The organism is Streptomyces sp. NPDC101151 (assembly GCF_044768335.1).
GTDB lineage: Bacteria > Actinomycetota > Actinomycetes > Streptomycetales > Streptomycetaceae > Streptomyces.
Window position 1 is genome coordinate 40,861 of record NZ_JBIWPP010000033.1, and the last position, 17,837, is coordinate 58,697.

Consider the following 17,837-nt stretch of genomic DNA (forward strand, 5'->3'; position numbering starts at 1 on the left):
GGTGGGTTCGGGTCGGGGCCGTTCAGCCCTTTCCGCTGCTGGGGGTCGAGGTGATGAAGGACTGGATAGCGGCAGCCGCGGCGCCGCGCGCCCACTCCTCGAACGGGAGCGGGCGGGTCTGTACGTCGCACCGTGCGGCCGAGCCGAAGGCGGCCGCGGTGAACGCCTCGCGGATCTGATCGGCGAAGAGGTCGTAGGCGGCCAGGCCCTCGCCGGAGATGATCACGCGCTCGGGTCCGAACAGGTTGGCCACGGTGGCGATGCCCCGGCCGATGGCCTCGCCCGCCCGTGCGTATACCTCGCGGGCCCCGGAGACGCCCTGGTGGGCGAGGGCCAGTGCCTCGGCACTGTCGGTGACGGGACGGCCCGTCACCTCCCGGACGCGGGCGACGAGTGCGGCGTCCCCGGCGATCGCCTCCACACAGCCGCGGTTTCCGCAGTGGCAGGGCGGGCCGGCCGGGTCGATGACGACATGGCCGATCTCGCCCGCCACGCCGTGCGCGCCCGCGACCACCCGTCCGTGGACCACGAGTCCGCAGCCGATGCCCGCGCCGACGGTCACCACGGCGAAGTCGCTCAGGCCCGCTCCGGCGCCGAACCACTGCTCGGCGACGGTCAGCGCGCGCACGTCGTTGTCGACGGTGACGGGCAACCCGCCTGCCGTTGCGGCGAGTTCGGCCAGTGGTACGTCCCGCCACTCCAGGAAGGGCGAGTAGCGCACCACGCCCTCGGCGCGGTCGACGTCGCCCGAGACGGCGATGCCGAGCCCGAGGACCGGGGCGCCCGCCTGGGCGGCGTGGCCGAGGAGGTCCTGGACAAGGTCCGCGACCGAGGCCAGGACCGTGCGGGGTGCCCGGTCCGGCAGGGGCGCACGGCGGGCGAGGCGGATCTGGCAGCACAGGTCGGTCAGTACGGCGATCAGCTCGTCGCCGGTCACCTTGACGCCGATGAACAGCGCTCGTCCGCCGTTGACCCGGACCTGATGGGCGGGCCGGCCGAGGGCGGGGCGGGCCTCCTCGTCGGCGCCCTCCACCAGATAGCCGGCCTCCAGCAGGGGGCGGACGGCCTTGGTGACGGCGGCCGGGGACAGCCCCGCACGGCGTCCCGCCTCCAGGCGGGTCAGCGGGCCGTGGGACAGGACCGTCGTGAAGACCTGCGAGGCGGCCGGCGTGTGGGCCGGGAACGTCTCGGCGGCGGGGGTCGAGCGCATGGCCGGGAACCTATGGCCATTATTTTCCACTGTCAATAAAAGAAACAGGGGTGGTTGCAGGGGCAGTTGCCGACCTGCGGTTCCCTTCCGGACGGGCCTCTTGCGGACATGCGGATGCCCCGCGCGAGGCGGGGCATCCGGTGGTGCTGGTGTGCGCTGCCGTCCGTCAGTGGCGGGCGGCGGGCGTGTTGGCGGCGGTGACGTTGACCGCGGCCCACGCCTTGTCCACCGTCTTGTACTCGTTGCTGCTCGCGCCGTACAGGTCCTTGGCCGCCTTCAGCGTCGCGGCACGCGCGCCGTGGAAGTCGGTCGTGGAGACCATGTAGCGGGTCAGCGCACGGTAGAAGATGGCCGTGGCCTTGGTGCGGCCGATGCCCTTGACCGTGGCGTGGTTGTAGGTCGGCGAGTCGTACTTGACGCCGTTGATCGTCTTCTTGCCGCTGCCCTCCGCCAGGAGGTAGTAGGCGTGCGAGGAGACACCGGAACCGGCGTGCACCTCGGTGTAGTAGGTGTCCGGGGACCAGTAGTCGATCGTGCCCTCGAGCTTGTCGAGCGACGGGTGGTCCAGGCGGCGCAGGAACTTCTGCGACAGGCCCAGCTTCTCACCGACCAGGTAGTCCGCGGTGTCCTTGGAGTTCTTGGCGTAGAACTCGACGTTGGAACCGAAGATGTCCGCGAGCGACTCGTTCAGCGAGCCGGGCTCGCCGTACTGGTTGCCGTCGGCGTCGACGAAGGTCGGCTCCAGCTTCGCGGTCGCCTCCACCACGCCGTGGGTCAGCTCGTGACCGGTGACGTCGAGGACGACGAGCGGCTTCTTGAAGACCTGGCCGTCGCCGTCGCCGTACAGCATGCAGTTGCAGGTCGGGTCCCAGAAGGCGTTGCCGACCTTCTTGCCCCAGTGGACCATGCCCTGGGCGGCCTTGCTGTTGTTGGCTATGCCCTTGCGACCGAAGGTGCTCTTGTAGAAGTCCAGGGTCTTGGTGATGCCGTACTGGGCGTCCGCGGCGGCACTGGCACGGCTGGTGGTCTTGCCGTTGCCCCACACGTTGGTCGTGTTGGTGAACTTCGTGCCCGCGCTGAACTTCTCCGTGTACGAACCCTTGGCGTCCCGCGTCTCGGTGCCGTACCGGCTCGGGTCCTTGAGCTGGTAGTGGCCACGCGAGGTCGCCGTGGTGGTCAGGCCGACGCTGCCCACGAAGAGGGTCTTGCCGGTGCCCTTGGCGGTCGCCGGGTAGTGCGTGGCACCGGAGACACCCGAGCCGAGCAGGCCGGCGGCGGCGGAGCCGGTGCCGATGGCCGGGTCGGCGGTCTCGCCGCGCTCGCGCAGCGCGTCGAGCAGCTTCGGCGACAGGAACTCGTCCGCGTCGGGCGTGTTGCTGCGCACCTTGCCGGTGAGGGCGTCGATGACAACGGTGCTCGAGGTGCCGTTGTCGGTCACCGTCACCTGGTAGGCGAGGGCGGAGGCGCCACCGCGGGCGTCCACCACCAGCTCGGCGCTGCCCGCGTCGCCCTTGGCGGCCTGGGCGGCCTTCGCAGCGGCCTGGGCCGGGGTCAGCTTGGCCTCGGCGGCGGCCGGCTTGACCGCCTCGCCGGCCGCACGGGTGACACCCGTGAAGGCCAGCTGCCGGTTCAGGTGGACGACGAGGTCGCCACCGAGCACCGGCATTCCGTTGTGCGTGCGGACGAAACGGACGTGGCGTGCGCCCTCGGGGTCGATCATCACGTCCTGGGCGTGGAGTTCGTCGCCCTTCGAGACGCCCGCCGCCGCGGTGTGGGCGAAGGCCGCGCTGCGCGCCGCCTCCACCACCAGCGTGGCAGTCGTGGCGGCGGACGCGGCGGACCGCTCCACCCCCGTGGAGGGACCCGCGAAGGCCGTGCCGGCCAGGCCCGTGGCAGCCGTCGTCACCGCGACGGCGACCGCCACGCTGCGTATGTGCGGTCTACGCAATCTGATCAGGGTTCCTTCGTTCGAAGGCGGCCGGGATCAACCAACCGCCTTGACACATGGCGCCGTTGGACGCCACGGGGGCTGGTCTGGCCCCCGGGGAGAACCCTTACGGATCGGTCATGCGCACGTAAAGCCGGAATGATCCATTTCGCGGTTTTCTATGACAATCCTTTACGAATGCCTGCCACAGAGTGATCACGAGACGACCAACTGTGTGTCGACTGTGGAGACGTTGCCTCAATCCCCTAGGTTCCAAGGCCGGAATGTGACCGATGTCGCATCAAAAACCGTGTGGACGGGAGTGAGAGCCGGATGGTCTCAGCAAGGGTGGGCAGGGGCGCGGTGCTCGGAGCGGTCGTGCTGTCGATGCTCGCGGTCCCGGCGCGAGCCGCTACCGCAGAGGGGGACACCCCCGCGCCGGCGGCGCTTCCGGCGCCCGACACCACGGGCCTGGCCGGGGTGCTGCGCTCGGCTGTGTCGCAGGGGGCGCCCGGCGCGCTGGCCCTGGTCGACGACGGCGGCACGACGTACCGGCTCACCCAGGGCGTCGCCGACCGCCGCACACGTCAGGACATCAGCACGGACGACCGCTTCCGCGTCGGCAGCGTCACCAAGTCCTTCTCGGCCGTCGTCCTGCTGCAACTGGCCGAGGAGCACCGGGTGGACCTGGACGCCCCGGTCAACCGCTACCTGCCCGGGCTGCTGCCGGACGACCGCATCACGGTCCGGCACATCCTGAGCCACCGCAGCGGCCTGTACGACTACACCGAGGACATGTTCGCCGCCAGCGTGTCCGGCTTCGAGGCGGTACGGAACAAGGTCTACACCTACCGGCAGCTGGTCGAGCTCTCCCTGAAGAAGCCGCGCACCAATGCGCCCGGCGCCGCCTACTCCTACTCCAACACGAACTTCGTCGTCGCCGGCCTGCTCATCGAGAAGCTCACCGGGCACCCCGTGAAGACCGCGTACGAGGACCGCGTCATCAAGCCCCTGAAGCTGCGCGACACCTTCTACGTCCACCCCGACACCAGGATCCCGGGCCGGTACGCCCGCGGCTACCTCACCCCGGACACGACAGGCGCCGAGCTGGTCGACTCGACCGCCCAGACGGTGTCGTGGGCGCAGAGCGCGGGCGCGATCATCTCCAGCGCGGGGGATCTGAACACCTTCTTCTCGGCGCTGCTCGGCGGGAAGCTGCTCACCGAGGAACAGCTCGCGGAGATGGAGCGTTTCACGCGGATCGACAGCACGACGTCGTACGGGCTCGGGCTCAGGCGCCGCGACCTGTCCTGCGGGATCTCGGTTTACGGGCACACGGGGACGGTCCAGGGCTACTACACGTACGCGTTCGCCACGAAGGACGGCAAGCGCAGTGTCACGGCTCTCGCGAACACCTCCAACAACGGGAAGGTGCTGAACACGCTGGCGGGGGTGCTGGAATCGGCGTTCTGCGGCAAGAAGAGCAAGGCGCGGCCGGAGGCGGCCGTGGTGGAGCGGAACCTGGATGTGGCCCCGGCGTCCGTGTGGGGCCGGGGCATCGGTCCGGCGGGGCTGAGGGCCGCTCGCCTGCAAGCTCCCTGAATCCCGCGGCGGGAACTCGTACGCCCCCGTCGCGCGTTCCCCGCGGTGTGATGAGTGAGCTGGTCCCCGGGGGGAATCTGGCCCTGCCCGGTGGTGCGCTGAAGCTGCGGGTGGCCGGGCCCTTCGATGTGTCCGCCCTCGTCACGGACGGGGGCGGCAAGGTCGGCGGAGACGGCGACTTCGTGTTCTACAACCAGCCGGACGCGCCGGGGATCCGACTGCGCGGCGACACCCTCGCCGTCGACCCGGCGCGGCTGCGCCCCGGCGCCCTGCGGGTCACGGTGGCGGTCAGCACGGCCGAGCCCGGCACGCCCCTCGGCCGGCTGCCCGCACCCCGGCTCGACGTCACCGACAGCGGCGGCCGTCCGGTGGCGCGGTTCGCCCCGCCACGCCCCGGGAGGGAGTCCGTCCTGCTCCTCGCCGAGCTGTATGCGCGGGGTCCGGCCTGGAAACTGCGGGCGGTCGGGCAGGGGTACGCCGACGGGCTGGCGGGCCTGGCCCGCGACTTCGGGGTGAACGTCGCGGACGACGGCCCGCCGCCGACGCCCGCACCGGATTCCGGCGGCTTCCTCGGCCTGGTCAACGCCGCCCGTGCGCAGGCCGGTTCCCCTGCGGTGTCGGTCGACCCACGGCTCGCCTCCGCAGCCCGGGCGCACGCCTTCGCGATGGCCGCCGCCGGGCGGCTCACCGCCGAGGGCCCGGACGGCGTCTCGGTCCACCAGCGGACGGCGGCCGCCGGGTACGCGTACGTCACCGTCGGCGAACACCTCGTATCGGGACCGCGCACTCCGGACGAGTTCGTGGCCTACTGCCTGCGCACCGGCCAGTCCCGGGGCACGCTCCTGGACCCGGCCTTCGTCCACGTCGGCCTGGCCCACGCCGACGCGGGCGACCGGTACTGGACCGCGCTGTGGGCGGCGCCCCTCACTCCGGGCGCGGCGGCCCGGACCGCCGCGGAGGTCGTCGCGCTGACCAATGCCGAGCGCGCGCGGGCCGGACTGCGTCCCCTGGCGGCCGACCCACAGCTCACCCGGGCCGCGCAGGCGCACTGCGCGGACATGGTGGCCCGCGACTTCTACGCGCACACCTCCCCCGACGGCTCCCAGCCCTGGGACCGGGCCGCCGCCGCGGGCTCCCGCCGGCGCACCATCGGCGAGAACATCGCGTGCGGACAGCGCTCCCCCGCCGAGGTGGTGGAGGGCTGGATGAACAGCCCGGGCCATCGCGCAAACATCCTCAAACCGGACTTCACGCACATCGGCGTCGGCTACGCCGGAGGCGGCCGGGCGGGCACCTACTGGGCCCAGCTGTTCGGTGGCTGAACGGGCACGGTCCGTGATCTTGGCGGAACGACACCTTCCGGGACACCATGCCCCGCATGAAGGGTGACCTCTTTTCCAGTCAGCACATGGTGCAGCCGGCCGTGGAGCCGGGCATGACCATCGAGAACGCCAAGTGCATCAAGTACGCGGTGAACGGCGAGATGTACGCCCGCCAGGGCGCGATGATCGCCCACCGCGGCGGCCTCCAGTTCGAGCGCAAGGGCCAGGGCGTGGGTGGCATGCTCAAGCGTGCGGTCACCGGCGAGGGGCTGCCTCTGATGGCCGCGCGCGGACAGGGCGAGGTCTGGTTCGCGCACGAGGCACAGAACTGCTTCATCGTCGAGGTGGAGCCGGGCGACCAGTTCACCGTCAACGGCCGCAACGTCCTGTGTTTCGACGCCGCGCTGTCGTACGAGATCAAGACCGTGAAGGGCTCGGGCATCGCCGGCGGCGGCCTGTTCAACAGCGTGTTCAGCGGGCACGGCCGGCTCGGCCTGGTCTGCGAGGGCAGCCCCCTGGTCATCCCGGTCTCGGCCCAGCAGCCGGTGTACGTCGACACCGACGCCGTCGTCGGCTGGACCGCGCACCTGCAGACCTCCCTGCACCGCTCCCAGTCGATCGGCTCGATGCTGCGCGGCGGCTCCGGGGAGGCCGTGCAGCTGATGCTCCAGGGCGAGGGTTTCGTCGTGGTGCGGCCGAGCGAGGCGACACCGCAGAAGGCTCAGCAGCACTGACGCCTCGTGAGGTGATCTGCGCCTCACAGGCAACCCCTCTCGCCGTAGCGGCGTCTTGACCGACAACAGACCAAGCCCTGGCCCCCGGGCCAGGGCATGTTTTCGGCGTGCTATACACACCATGTATACACATCGTGTATAGAAAGGGATGCATGTACGGCAAGGCTTTCGCCCCGGAGTACCAGGGCGCCCTCACCACCCTGTCCGTGAACTCCTCGCTGGTCGATGTACTGGCCGAGGGCACCGAGCGGCTGCGCGAGGCCGAGCGGTCGGGCCGTCCCGACGAGGCGGCCCGCTGCGGACTCGCCGTCGCCGAGGCGCACCGGCGTCTCGGTCAGGTGCGGGACGCCGACCGGGCCTGGAAGGCGAGCTACCGGTCCGCCCGGGAGGCCGGGGACACGGCCGCGATGGCGTGGGCGCTGTGGAGCGGCGGCACCCTCGCCCGGCAGCGCGGGGCGTTCCCGTTGGCCTGGCGGTTGCTCGGGCTCGCGGCCGAACTCGGCGAACGGGGCGGCGACATCGTTGTCCGCGGCTACTCGCTCGCGGGCCTCGCGGAGACCGGTCGCATCCAGGGCGACTACGACGCGGTCGGCCGGCTGCACGAGCAGCTGCTGGCCGAGGCCCGCAGGCGCGGAGAGGCCCGCCACACGGTGTGGGCGCTGGAGGGCATCGCGCAGATGCACCGCAACACCGGGCAGTACGACAAGGCGTACGCGCTCTTCGAGGAGGCGGCGGAGATAGCCGAGCGGGCCGAGGACCGGCGCGGCCACGCCTGGGCGCTGCGCGGGCTCGCCGACGTCCTCTCGGTCCGCGACGGGAACACCGAGCGGGCGCTGGAGCTGCTGGCGCGGGCCGAGGCGAGCTGCCAGGCCATGAACCTGTCCAGCGCGCTCGCCTACAACCACAAGATGCGCGGCAACGTCTTCTACCGCGCGGGACGTTACCGCGAGGCCCGGGACCTGTACGAGCTGGCCCTGGAGGAGTTCCGCGCGATGAGCGAGGCGCGCGGCGAGGCGCTGGCCCGGCTGGGCCTCGCCAAGTCGCTGGCCCACCTCGGCCGCGACCGCGCCGAGACGGCGGCCGAACTCGCCGACCTCGCCCGGGTGCTGGAGCGCAGCGGACTCAGGCACGCACGGGCGATGGTGACCCGGGCGCAGGCGGAGTTCGGCCTGGCAGCGGAGGTCGTACGGTGACCGCGTTCCCCTCGGCGGTGCAGGCACCGCCCTCGGCCCCGGAAATCCTCGACCGCTGCCGGGAGTCGGTGCGCCCCGCGCTGGCGGAGGCGGTGGGGCGGCTGCATCCGTGGGTGGCCGAGATGGCCGCGTACTCCTTCGGCTGGTGCGAGGTCGGCGGCGCGCCCGCCGCCGCGCCGGGTGGCAAGGGCGTACGGCAGGCGCTGGCGGTGCTCGGCGCCCGGGCGGCCGGCGCCGACGGGCGGGCCGGGGTTCCGGCGGCCGTCGCGGTGGAGCTGGTGCACGCCTTCTCGCTGCTCCACGACGACATCATGGACGGTGATGCCACCCGGCGCCGCCGCCCCGCGGTATGGAAGGCGTACGGCACCGGTCCCGCGGTCCTCGCCGGTGACGCCCTGTTCGCGCTGGCCGTGGAGACCCTCGCCGTCGCGCCGGGCGGCGCCGGTGCCGTACGGCTGCTCTCCGCGGCCCTGGCCGATCTGGTGCGCGGGCAGGCCGACGACCTGCTGTTCGCCGCGCGGCCCTTCGGCGGGCCGGAACGGGTCACGCCCGAGGAGTACCGGGTGATGGCGGAGCACAAGACGGGCGCGCTGCTGGGCTGCGCCGCGGCCCTGGGAGCCGCGCTCGGCGGGGCTCCCGAGCCGGTCGTGGCCGCACTGGACCGCGCCGGGCGGCATCTGGGCATCGCCTTCCAGCTTGTGGACGACGTGCTGGGCATCTGGGGCGACCCGGCCGTCACCGGCAAGCCGGTGGGCGGCGACCTGCGGGAGCGCAAGAAGACCTTCCCGGTCCTGGCCGCGCTCGGCTCCCCCGCCGCCCGCCGCCTGCCCGCGCTCCTGGACTCCCCCGGGCGGACCACGGAGGCGGCCGCGCTGATCGAGGAGGCGGGCGGCCGTACGGCGGCGCTGGCCGAGGCCCGCACCCACACCGCCGCCGCGCGCGCCCTGCTCGCACAGCTGCCGTCGGCCGACGGCGCCGCCGACGAGTTGCTCCGCCTGCTGGACTTCCTGGTGGGCCGGGACCTCTGAATCCGTGTTGACCTTGGGCGGCCCGGCGGGTCAGGGTGCCAGCGGCGCGGTCTCCAGCCCCGCGTCGGGAAGGTGAACCACCTTGATCGGCATCTCGGACATCGAAGCCGCCGCGGAACGGATCGCCGGACACGTCGTACGGACACCGACCGTGCCGAGCCCCGGCCTCACGGCACTGCTCGGCGTCCCCGTCACGGCCAAGCTCGAACTGCTCCAGCGCACCGGCTCGTTCAAGGCGCGCGGGGCGACGGCCAAGCTGCTGTCGCTGAGCGAGCCCGAGCGGGCGGCCGGCGTGGTCGCGGTCAGCGGCGGCAACCACGGGATCGCCCTCGCCGTGATGGCGGCGGCCCTCGACGTGAAGGCGACCGTGGTCATGCCGCGCACCGCGCCGGCGCGCTCCATCGCACTGGCCGAGGAGGCCGGGGCGTCGGTCCGGCTGACCGACGGTATGGGCAGCGCCTTCGAGCTGGTCCTCCGGCTGCGGGACGAGGGGCTGACCCTGGTCCACCCGTTCGACGATCCGGTCGTGATCGCCGGACAGGGCACCGTGGGACTGGAGTTCGCCGAGGACGCGCAGGAGCTGACGGACGTGATCGTCAGCATCGGCGGCGGGGGCCTGATCGCCGGGGTGGCGGCCGCGCTGCGCGCCCGGCGCCCGAAGGTGCGGGTGTGGGGTGTGGAGACGGAGGGCGCGGAGGCCATGTCCGCCGCGCTGCGGGCGGGCGGTCCGCTGCAGGTACCGGTGTCCTCGCTCGTCACCACGCTGAGCGCGCCGTCCGTGTCCCAGCTGACGTACGACCATGTGTCCGCACTGGTCGAGGAGGTCCTGGTGGTACCGGACCGGGAGGCCGTGCAGGGCTGCCTGGACCTCGCCGACCGCGCCAAGCTGTGGACGGAGCCGGCCGCGGGCTGTCTGCTGCCGGCGGCCCGGCAGGTGGTGGAGCGGGCCGGTGAGAGCGCCCGGGTGGGGCTCGTGGTGTGCGGGGGCAATGCGACCCCCGGCGATCTCTTCGGCTGGGCGGACCGGTTCGGGCTGCTCTGAGCGTACCCGCGCACCCGGGTATTTACCGTCGGTTACCCGCAGGTCGATGCCCGGTCGCGCACCCTCTTCCCAAATTCGCAAGCGCTTTCGACGAGTTGAATAAAAGGCAGAAAAGGCGCCGGAGTTGCGGTTTCTTTGAACGCACCCCGGCGTACCCCGCGTACCTCTGGGAAAGGTCGAATCAGGGGTTTTCAGCGAGGGATGACCATGGTCAAGGCGCACGTCTCCGCACACGAGTTGGTCGCCGGCCGGTACCGGCTCCTCGAAGTCTTCGGGCGGGAGACGAACCGGCTGTGGTGGTACGCGGAGGACGTGACGGCGAACCAGCCCCGCCTGGTGGCCCAGACCGCCCTGCCGGAGACCTCCGACGCGGACACAGTGCGCCGCGCCACGGCCCGGGTCGTGCGGACCTCCGAGATCATGCGGCTCCTGTGCCCCGGCCGGGCCGCCACCGTCGTCGACGCCGTCGTGGAGGCGGGCACCCTGTGGACGGTCACGGAGTGGAACGACGGCACGCCCCTCGGTGAACTCCTGGACCGCGAGGGCCCGTTCAACCCCGTACGGGCGGCGCGGATCGGCCTCGACATCCTCGAGGTGCTCCAGTCCGCGCACGACGAGGGCATCACCCACGGCGAGCTGAGCCCCGGCCAGGTCTTCGTCCGGGACGGGGGCCCGGTCGTGGTGGCCGGGTTCGGACTGGCGGGCGCGACCCTGGCGCCGAGGCTCACGGCACCGTCGTACGCCTCTCCGGAACAGGCACGCGACGAGCGCATCGGGCCGGCCGCCGACCTGTGGGCGCTAGGCGCGATCCTCTACACGATGGTCGAGGGACGCCCTCCGTTCCGCGACCGGGGCCGCCCCGACGCCACCCTGAAGGCCGTGGACCAGCTACCCCTGCGCACCCCGCTGCGCACCGGCCCACTCACCCAGGCCGTCCAGGGGCTGCTGCGCAAGGACTCCCGGGAGCGGCTCACCCGGCCGGTGGTGCGCGAGGCCCTGACCCGGGCCCTCGACGAGGACGCCGCCGCGGACCGTTGCGCCGCGCCCGTGCCCCGGCTGCGCAGCGCCTATGCCGCCGTACTGCAGGCCGGTCAGGGGCGGAGCAGACGGCTGATGGTGGCCGGGACCGCGCTGGCCGTCGTCACCGTCACGGCTGCCGTCCTGGCCGCGACCCACCACCTGCCCGGCACCTCCACCGCGGCCGCGCCGCCCCGGCCCACCGCCACGGCCGTCCCACCGGTCGACGGCACCGGGAACGACACCCCGAGCCCGAGCCCGAGACCGACCGGCCCCAGCGCCTACCCGCCCCCGGCCCTGCCTGCCGGATACCACCGCTACACCGCACCGGAGGGCTTCTCCGTTGCCCTGCCCGACGGCTGGAAGCGGCTGGCCACCACGCGCGCGGCCGACGGCGCCTACCGCGTCACCTTCGGCACGGGCGGCGAGGCATCTGCTCTGGCCGTCACCTACAGCGAGCGCGTCGGTCCGGACCCGGTCGCCGTGTGGCGGGACGACGTCGAACCGGATCTGGCGCGGCTCCCCGGCTACCACCGGATCGGAACCGTCCGGGCCACCACCTACCAGGGGCACAAGGCCGCCGACCTGGAGTGGCTGGCCGGGTCCGGCGAGGCACGGGTGCACACCTTCGGACGCGGCTTCCTGCTCGACGGCGGGCACGGCTTCTCCCTGCGCTTCACCACACCGGCCGGGACCTGGGACGACTCCGCCAACCGGCTCGCGCAGAAGACCTTCCTGCAGACCTTCCGCGAACCGAAGAGCTGACCGGGGCCGTCAAAGCACCGCCTATGGACCCATATAGGCTTTCTGGCTGCACCCGCGCGCCGAGTGCGGTCCCACCCCGCCATGCCTCCAGGAGAGTCATCCGTGACCCTTGCGATCGACCCGTCCGAGACGTCCGCACCCACCGCGGTACCCCTGTCCGACCTCGTGGCGCGGGACGCACGCGAGTTCGGCGTCTACGCGCGCACCGGAGGCTGGACGTTCGCGCTGATGGTGGCGCGCAGCGTGCGGCCTGGCGGTCAGGCCGCCGGTGAGACCCCGAAGGTGTCGGCGAAGGGGTTCGCGGAACTGGCCGGCTGCTCGCCCGAGCGGGTCATGCGCTACTACAAGGCCTGGGACCGCGCGGCGGACGACGGTCTCGTCCCGCACTTCGAGGCGCTGGCCCCGGGCCAGGAGGTGGAGCTGCCTGACGCCGACGTGTGGCTGAGCTACTACGTCTCCCGCAACAGCGCCGCCTCCGAGCGCGGCACCGCCATCGCGCAGGCCGCCGAGGCCGAGGGCATCCGCCCCACCAAGGCCCTGGAGGTCGCGGAGAACCCCACCGCGCTGCGCGCCGCCATCCTCGCCGACCCCTCCACCGCCCGGGCCGCCCGCTCCGCCCTGCTGGACCGGCTCAAGGAGGACCCGGACCTGCAGGGCGAGCTGGCTCGGGACGTCGTACGCACGGACGACCTGAAGAAGGCGGTGGCGAGCGAGAGCCGCGCGGCCGACCGGATCGGCTACGTCCGGCAGATCGCCGAGTCCGGTCAGATCAGGACGCCGGCCGGACAGACGGTGGACGCGCCCGCCGAGCTGCGCGAGGAGGCCGAGCGGCATCTGTCGCTGATCGACGAGCTGGAGGACGGCGAGGACACCGGCGGGTGGGCCACCGAGGCCTACGACACCATGAAGTCCCTCGTCGCCGAGACGGTCGAGGCCGACCCCGAACTGCGCGTCCAGGAGCGGCGGACGAAGTTCTACGGCAGCCTGCAGAAGGCGACCCGGGCGTTCGAGGAGCTGACCTTCGACGACGCCCAGGACTTCTACGAGGACGACATGGTCCAGCGCCTGGAGGAACTCCAGCAGGCCATCAGCACCTGCCTGACCGCGCTGCGCGGAGCCGGCGGAACCGGATCGCAGGGCTGAGCCGCCCGAGCGGGACACGGCCGAGATCCCCAGCGCGGGCTGAGTAGCGGTACTCATGTCCGCGCCCGCCGGCCGGCGCCACGATGGGGCTCCTTCGACTTCCAGGGCAAGGAGCCCCCGCCATGACCGCAGTGCACCCCGCCCCGCGCACCGCGCCGCGCCGTCTGCCGCCCGCCCTGTACGCGGGCGTGGCGGCCGTGGGCCTCGCCGTCTCGGCATGGCGTGCGCGACCGTACAACCTGGCTCCTGGAGACGGTCTGGGCGCTGGTCGGGCTGCCCCTCGTGGTGCTCGTCCGGCGGCGCTTCCCGCTGACCGGGCTGCTGTGCGGACTGCTGGCCGTGCACGCGCTGGTCCTCGCGGTCGGCGGCCACTACACCTACGCGCAGGTGCCGGCGGGCGACTGGGTGCGGGACACCTTCGGACTGTCCCGCAATCCGTACGACCGGTTCGGGCATCTGATGCAGGGCTTCGTACCGGCGCTCCTCGTACGCGAACTGCTCAGCCGTACCTCGCCGCTGCGCGGCAGCCGCTGGCTGGCCCCGCTCACCGTGTGCGCCTGCCTCGCCTTCAGTGCCTGCTTCGAGCTGCTGGAGTGGGCGGCCGCCGAGATCGGCGGGCACAGCGCCGACGCCTTCCTCGCCACCCAGGGCGATGTGTGGGACACACAGTGGGACATGTTCTGCGCCCTGATCGGCGCCGTGCTGTCGCTCCTGCTCCTCAGCAGGGTCCACGACCGTCAAATGGCGGCTCTGGAGGCCCGTACGGCCCGTACCGGCGGCTAGGGGGTGTCGTTCGGATCACCCCGGGTCCGCGACACCCGGCACGACACCTCGCCGCGTCGTCGCATCACCCGGGTACGCCCGGTACGCGGGTGATGCTCCGCCTTGCGATGCACCGCACCATGCGCCGCGGCCTGATCCCGGGGTGATCCACACGACACCCCCTACTCGTCCCGCGGACTGGTGTGCCGACGGCGCGCCCACAGCGGCAGGCCGTACCAGCACACCAGGTACCAGGCGACGACGGCCGCGACCAGCCAGGGCACATAGCCGTCGTTCGTGGCCACCCGGAGGATCAGCAGCAGGGACGAGGTCATGGTGGCGAGCAGCAGGACCAGGCCGACGTTCGTCATCCGGGCGGCCAGCCGCACCGCCCGGGGCTTGACCCGGCGGCCGGCGACCACACGGTGCAGGGAGACCGGCCCGATGAGGGCACCGGTCGCGCAGGCGCCCAGGACGACGGTCACGATGTAGATGAGCTGGTCGGTGTCCGACAGTCGCGCGAACTTCGGCTGGAAGACGACGGTCAGCAGAAAGCCGAACAGGATCTGCACGCCCGTCTGGGCCACCCGGACCTCCTGGATGAGCTCGCCCCACATCCGGTCGGCCCGCTCCTCCTCGGTCTCGTCGCGCCCCCTGCGCTGTGCGGCCTGCGTCATGCCGTGCGGGTAACCGTCCGGGCGTTCGTTCAAACGGGCCGCCCGGGCGCTACCAGCGGCTCTCGACCTGCTCCTTGATCCGGCGGTCGTACAGGTCGCGGATCGCGGTGACCGTCTCCCCGGGCAGCGGCGGCAGTTTGGCCGCGGCCGCGTTGGCGCGGGCCTGCTCCGGGTTGCGGGCGCCCGGGATCACCGTGGTCACTCCGGGCTGCTCGGTCACCCAGCGCAGGGCCAGCTGGGCCGGGGTGTACCCCTCGGGGGCGAGCGCGGCGAACTCGGCCGCCGCCTCGACGCCGGTCGCGTAGTCGACCCCCGAGAAGGTCTCGCCCTGGTCGAAGGCCTCGCCGTGACGGTTGTAGGTGCGGTGGTCGTCGGCGGCGAACACCGTGTCCTTGGTGTACTTGCCCGACAGCAGACCGGAGGCGAGCGGTACACGCGCGATGATGCCGACGCCGGCCTCCCGCGCCGCCGGGAGCACCTCGTACAGGGGCTTCATCCGGAACGGGTTGAGGATGATCTGCACGCTCGCCACGTTCGGCCGGGCGATCGCGGTCAGCGCCTCGGCGCAGGTCTCCACGCTCACGCCGTAGGCCGCGACGCGCTCCTCCGCCACCAGGGTGTCGAGGGCGTCGAACACCTCGTCCGAGGAGTACACCGGCGTCGGCGGGCAGTGCAGCTGCACCAGGTCGAGGCGGTCGACGCCCAGGTTGCGGCGGGAGCGGTCGTTCCAGGCGCGGAACTTGTCCAGGACGTAGTTCTCGGGGATCTGCTCGGCCCGGCGGCCCATCTTGGTGGCCACCAGCACATGGAGGTCGGGCCGGCTGCTCAGGAACGTGGCGATGGTCGACTCGCTGCGGCCGTCGCCGTACACGTCCGCCGTGTCGAAGAAGGTGACGCCCGACTCGGCCGCCGCCTCCAGGACGGTCAGGGCCTCCTTGTCGTCCACGTCGCCCCAGTCGGCGCCCAGCTGCCAGGTGCCGAGTCCGACGACCGATGCCCGCTGACCCAACCTGGCGATTACGCGTTCGTCCATGAGGTCAGTGTGTCACTCGGCCCCTCGTCCCGCGGAACGGATCGCTCCGGCGGGCGACCACGTGCCCTCTGCCCGCCGCGTTCCACAGGTCCGCGGGGACGCTGCCGACCGGCCCCGCGCCGGCAGGTGCATCAGGTACCGGGCGTCAACTGCTCCTGCACGACGGGCCCGTAGCGGTCCGCGATGGCGTCGATGCCGGTCTCGCGCAGGTGCGGGCCGCGCGCGATGCCGTACATCACGCCGAGGCCGAGGAGGCCGGCGACGGCGAGTTCGGCGCGCAGGCCCGCGTCGGGGCCGGTGAGCCGGCCGGCGAGGCGCTCGGTGACCTGGGCGCGGAAGTTGGCGCGCAGGACCTCACCGTGGTCGCCGTGCAGAGGTGCGAAGGCGATGCGCAGCAGCGGGTCGGCGCCGCGTTCGCGCTGACTGGCCAGCACATGGCGGACCATGTGACGGCCCAGGTCCGCCAGGGGCGCGTCGAGCAGGTCGTCGGCGTCGGTGTCGAAGGACATCACCCGGGCGAAGAGGGCGTCCTTGTTGCCGAAGTACTTCAGGATCAACGGCGCACTGACACCGGCCCGTTCGGCGACGGCCTTGAGGGTGATGTCGGCGTGCGCGTGCCGGGCCAACAGATGGCGGGCGGCCTTGAGGATGACCGCCTTGGTGGCCTCGGCGTCGCGGCGTGCGGGGGTTTCGGGGGCGGCTGCCCGGGGGCCGGATGAAGTGCTCACGGCACTCATGCTCCCTCCATAGCCTCGTCGCGGGCGCCCCGGGTGGCTCTCCGGGCGCGCCGGGTGGCGCCGGAGGGTCCGTCGCCGGGGATGGACAGGGCCGCGGCAGAGCCGGCCAGGGCGACCACGCCGGCCATCGAGAACGCCAGCAGATAGCCGTGCAGGGTCGGCACCGGAACGCCGCCGACGGGGCTGCTGTGGTGCACGAGGACAGCGGCGACGGCGGCGCTGGAGGCTGCCTGGCCGATGGTGCGCATCAGGACGTTGACCCCGTTGGCGGAGGCGGTCTGGGCGGCCGGTACGGCGCGCAGGATCAGGGTCGGGAGCGCGGAATAGGCGAGGGTGGTGCCTGTCGCCACCACCGTCGCACCCAGGATGATCATCCACAGGTCGCGGCTGTCGGCGATGCGCAGCGCGTAGCCGCAGGCGATGACGGCGGCGCCCAGGGCGAGGGTGATGCGCGGGCCGCGGGCGGCGGAGATGCGGGCGGACAGGGGCGAGAAGAGCAGCATGGTGACGCCGCCGGGCAGCAGGCACAGGCCGGTGGCGACGATGGACAGCCCGAGGCCGTATCCGGTGGCCTCCGGCGCCTGCACCAGCTGAGCGGTCACGAGCGAGTTGGCGTAGAAGGCGAACCCGGTCAGCAGGGCCGCCACATGGGACAGGCCGACGCGCGGCCGGGTGACCAGACGCAGGTCGACCAGCGGGCTCTCGCTGCGCAGTTGCTGCCACCACCACAGGGCGAGGACGGTGACGGCCGCGAGGAACAGGCCGAGGACCCGGGGACTGCCCCAGCCCCACTGGCCGCCCTGGGAGACGCCCAGCAGCAGGCACACCAGCCCGGCGGTCAGGCCGAGGGCGCCGAGGACGTCGAAGCGGCCGGGCTCCCGCACCGGGGACTCCTTGACGGCCCACCAGGTGGCGCTCACGCCGAGCGCGCCCAGGGCGCTGGTCAGCCAGAACATGGTGTGCCAGTCGGCGTACTGGACGACCAGCGCGGCGAGCGGCAGGCCGAGGGCGGCTCCGATGCCGACGGTGGAACTCATCAGCGCCACCGCCGATCCCCGGCGCTCCGGCGGGAGTTCGTCGCGCAGGATGCTGATCGACAGCGGGACGACGGAGGCGGCGGCGCCCTGGAGCGCGCGGGCCGCGATGAGCACGCCGATGTCGGAGGACAGGGCGCACATCACGGAGCCGACGGTCATCAGGGCGAGCGCGGCGATGAGCACCCTGCGCTTGCCGTACATGTCGCCGGCCCGGCCCAGCACGGGGGTGAGCACCGCCCCGGACAGCAGGGTCGCGGTGACCATCCAGGAGACGGTGGCCGCCGAGGCGTGGGTCAGCCGGGGCAGGTCGGGCAGGAGCGGTACGACCACGGTCTGCATGACGGCCATGAGGATGCCGCCCGACGCCAGCACCGGGATGGTGAGACGGTCCCGCAGCCGGGGCGCCGCCGCGGGGGTGTCGGGCGGCTGGGGTATCGGGGCGGGGTGGTCCATCGGCGCTCCTGTGGACGTCTCGGACAGCTCGGTGAACAACAATTCACCTTATCCAGTGAATAGCCATTCACCAAGATATTCCGTCCTCCTCCGCCCGGCCCGTCGGGCGATGTGCCACTCCGAGGCGGCCGGGCAGCCCCGCAGGAAGGGGTCGC

Annotated in this window: 14 protein-coding genes and 1 pseudogene; 9 read left to right on the forward strand and 6 right to left on the reverse strand. The window is 72.6% G+C overall.

What is annotated here, in order from left to right:
* Positions 1-22: 22 nt before the first annotated feature.
* On the reverse strand, positions 23-1,210 hold the full coding sequence (locus ACIRU3_RS37615) for an ROK family protein (RefSeq protein ID WP_404066474.1): 1,188 nt from the start codon (positions 1,208-1,210) through the stop codon (positions 23-25).
* A 166-nt stretch (positions 1,211-1,376) separates the two neighbouring features.
* Positions 1,377-3,158, reverse strand: coding sequence for a M4 family metallopeptidase (locus ACIRU3_RS37620; protein ID WP_404066477.1), 1,782 nt, complete (start codon positions 3,156-3,158; stop codon positions 1,377-1,379).
* A gap of 312 nt (positions 3,159-3,470) precedes the next feature.
* Between ACIRU3_RS37620 and ACIRU3_RS37625 the strand changes: the two genes are divergently transcribed.
* From ACIRU3_RS37625 to ACIRU3_RS37665, 9 genes and pseudogenes are all read left to right on the forward strand, one after another.
* Positions 3,471-4,739, forward strand: a complete 1,269-nt coding sequence (locus ACIRU3_RS37625) for a serine hydrolase domain-containing protein (protein WP_404066480.1) — start codon at positions 3,471-3,473, stop codon at positions 4,737-4,739.
* Positions 4,740-4,789: 50 nt separating this feature from the next.
* Positions 4,790-6,061, forward strand: a complete 1,272-nt coding sequence (locus ACIRU3_RS37630; protein ID WP_404066483.1) for a CAP domain-containing protein — start codon at positions 4,790-4,792, stop codon at positions 6,059-6,061.
* A gap of 56 nt (positions 6,062-6,117) precedes the next feature.
* Entirely contained in the window at positions 6,118-6,795 is a 678-nt protein-coding gene (locus tag ACIRU3_RS37635; protein ID WP_404066486.1) for an AIM24 family protein, read from the forward strand.
* Between the two features lie 152 nt (positions 6,796-6,947).
* Entirely contained in the window at positions 6,948-7,988 is a 1,041-nt protein-coding gene (locus ACIRU3_RS37640) for a tetratricopeptide repeat protein (protein ID WP_404066489.1), read from the forward strand.
* Positions 7,985-9,016 carry a polyprenyl synthetase family protein gene (locus ACIRU3_RS37645; RefSeq protein ID WP_404066492.1) on the forward strand — a complete coding sequence of 344 codons (1,032 nt, stop codon included), beginning with the start codon at positions 7,985-7,987 and terminating at the stop codon, positions 9,014-9,016. Before ACIRU3_RS37640 ends, ACIRU3_RS37645 begins: the two co-directional genes overlap by 4 nt.
* An 82-nt stretch (positions 9,017-9,098) precedes the next feature.
* Positions 9,099-10,058, forward strand: a complete 960-nt coding sequence (locus tag ACIRU3_RS37650) for a threonine/serine dehydratase (protein WP_404066494.1) — start codon at positions 9,099-9,101, stop codon at positions 10,056-10,058.
* Between the two features lie 201 nt (positions 10,059-10,259).
* A complete protein-coding gene (locus tag ACIRU3_RS37655; protein WP_404066496.1) occupies positions 10,260-11,840 on the forward strand; it encodes a serine/threonine protein kinase in 1,581 nt (526 codons plus the stop codon).
* 102 nt (positions 11,841-11,942) lie between these two features.
* Entirely contained in the window at positions 11,943-12,983 is a 1,041-nt protein-coding gene (locus ACIRU3_RS37660; RefSeq protein WP_404066499.1) for a hypothetical protein, read from the forward strand.
* 122 nt (positions 12,984-13,105) lie between these two features.
* A pseudogene (locus ACIRU3_RS37665) lies at positions 13,106-13,766 on the forward strand (DUF2238 domain-containing protein).
* A gap of 161 nt (positions 13,767-13,927) precedes the next feature.
* On the opposite strand, the gene ACIRU3_RS37670 reads toward ACIRU3_RS37665, so the two are convergent.
* The 4 genes from ACIRU3_RS37670 to ACIRU3_RS37685 form a co-directional block, all read right to left on the reverse strand.
* Positions 13,928-14,422, reverse strand: a complete 495-nt coding sequence (locus ACIRU3_RS37670) for a DUF6328 family protein (RefSeq protein WP_404066501.1) — start codon at positions 14,420-14,422, stop codon at positions 13,928-13,930.
* 49 nt (positions 14,423-14,471) lie between these two features.
* Positions 14,472-15,455, reverse strand: a complete 984-nt coding sequence (locus tag ACIRU3_RS37675; RefSeq protein ID WP_404066504.1) for an aldo/keto reductase — start codon at positions 15,453-15,455, stop codon at positions 14,472-14,474.
* Positions 15,456-15,586: 131 nt separating this feature from the next.
* Positions 15,587-16,192, reverse strand: coding sequence for a TetR family transcriptional regulator (locus ACIRU3_RS37680; protein WP_404066508.1), 606 nt, complete (start codon positions 16,190-16,192; stop codon positions 15,587-15,589).
* Positions 16,189-17,682: an MFS transporter gene (locus ACIRU3_RS37685; protein ID WP_404066510.1), complete on the reverse strand. Its 1,494-nt coding sequence runs from the start codon at positions 17,680-17,682 to the stop codon at positions 16,189-16,191. Before ACIRU3_RS37685 ends, ACIRU3_RS37680 begins: the two co-directional genes overlap by 4 nt.
* Between the last annotated feature and the right edge of the window lie 155 nt (positions 17,683-17,837).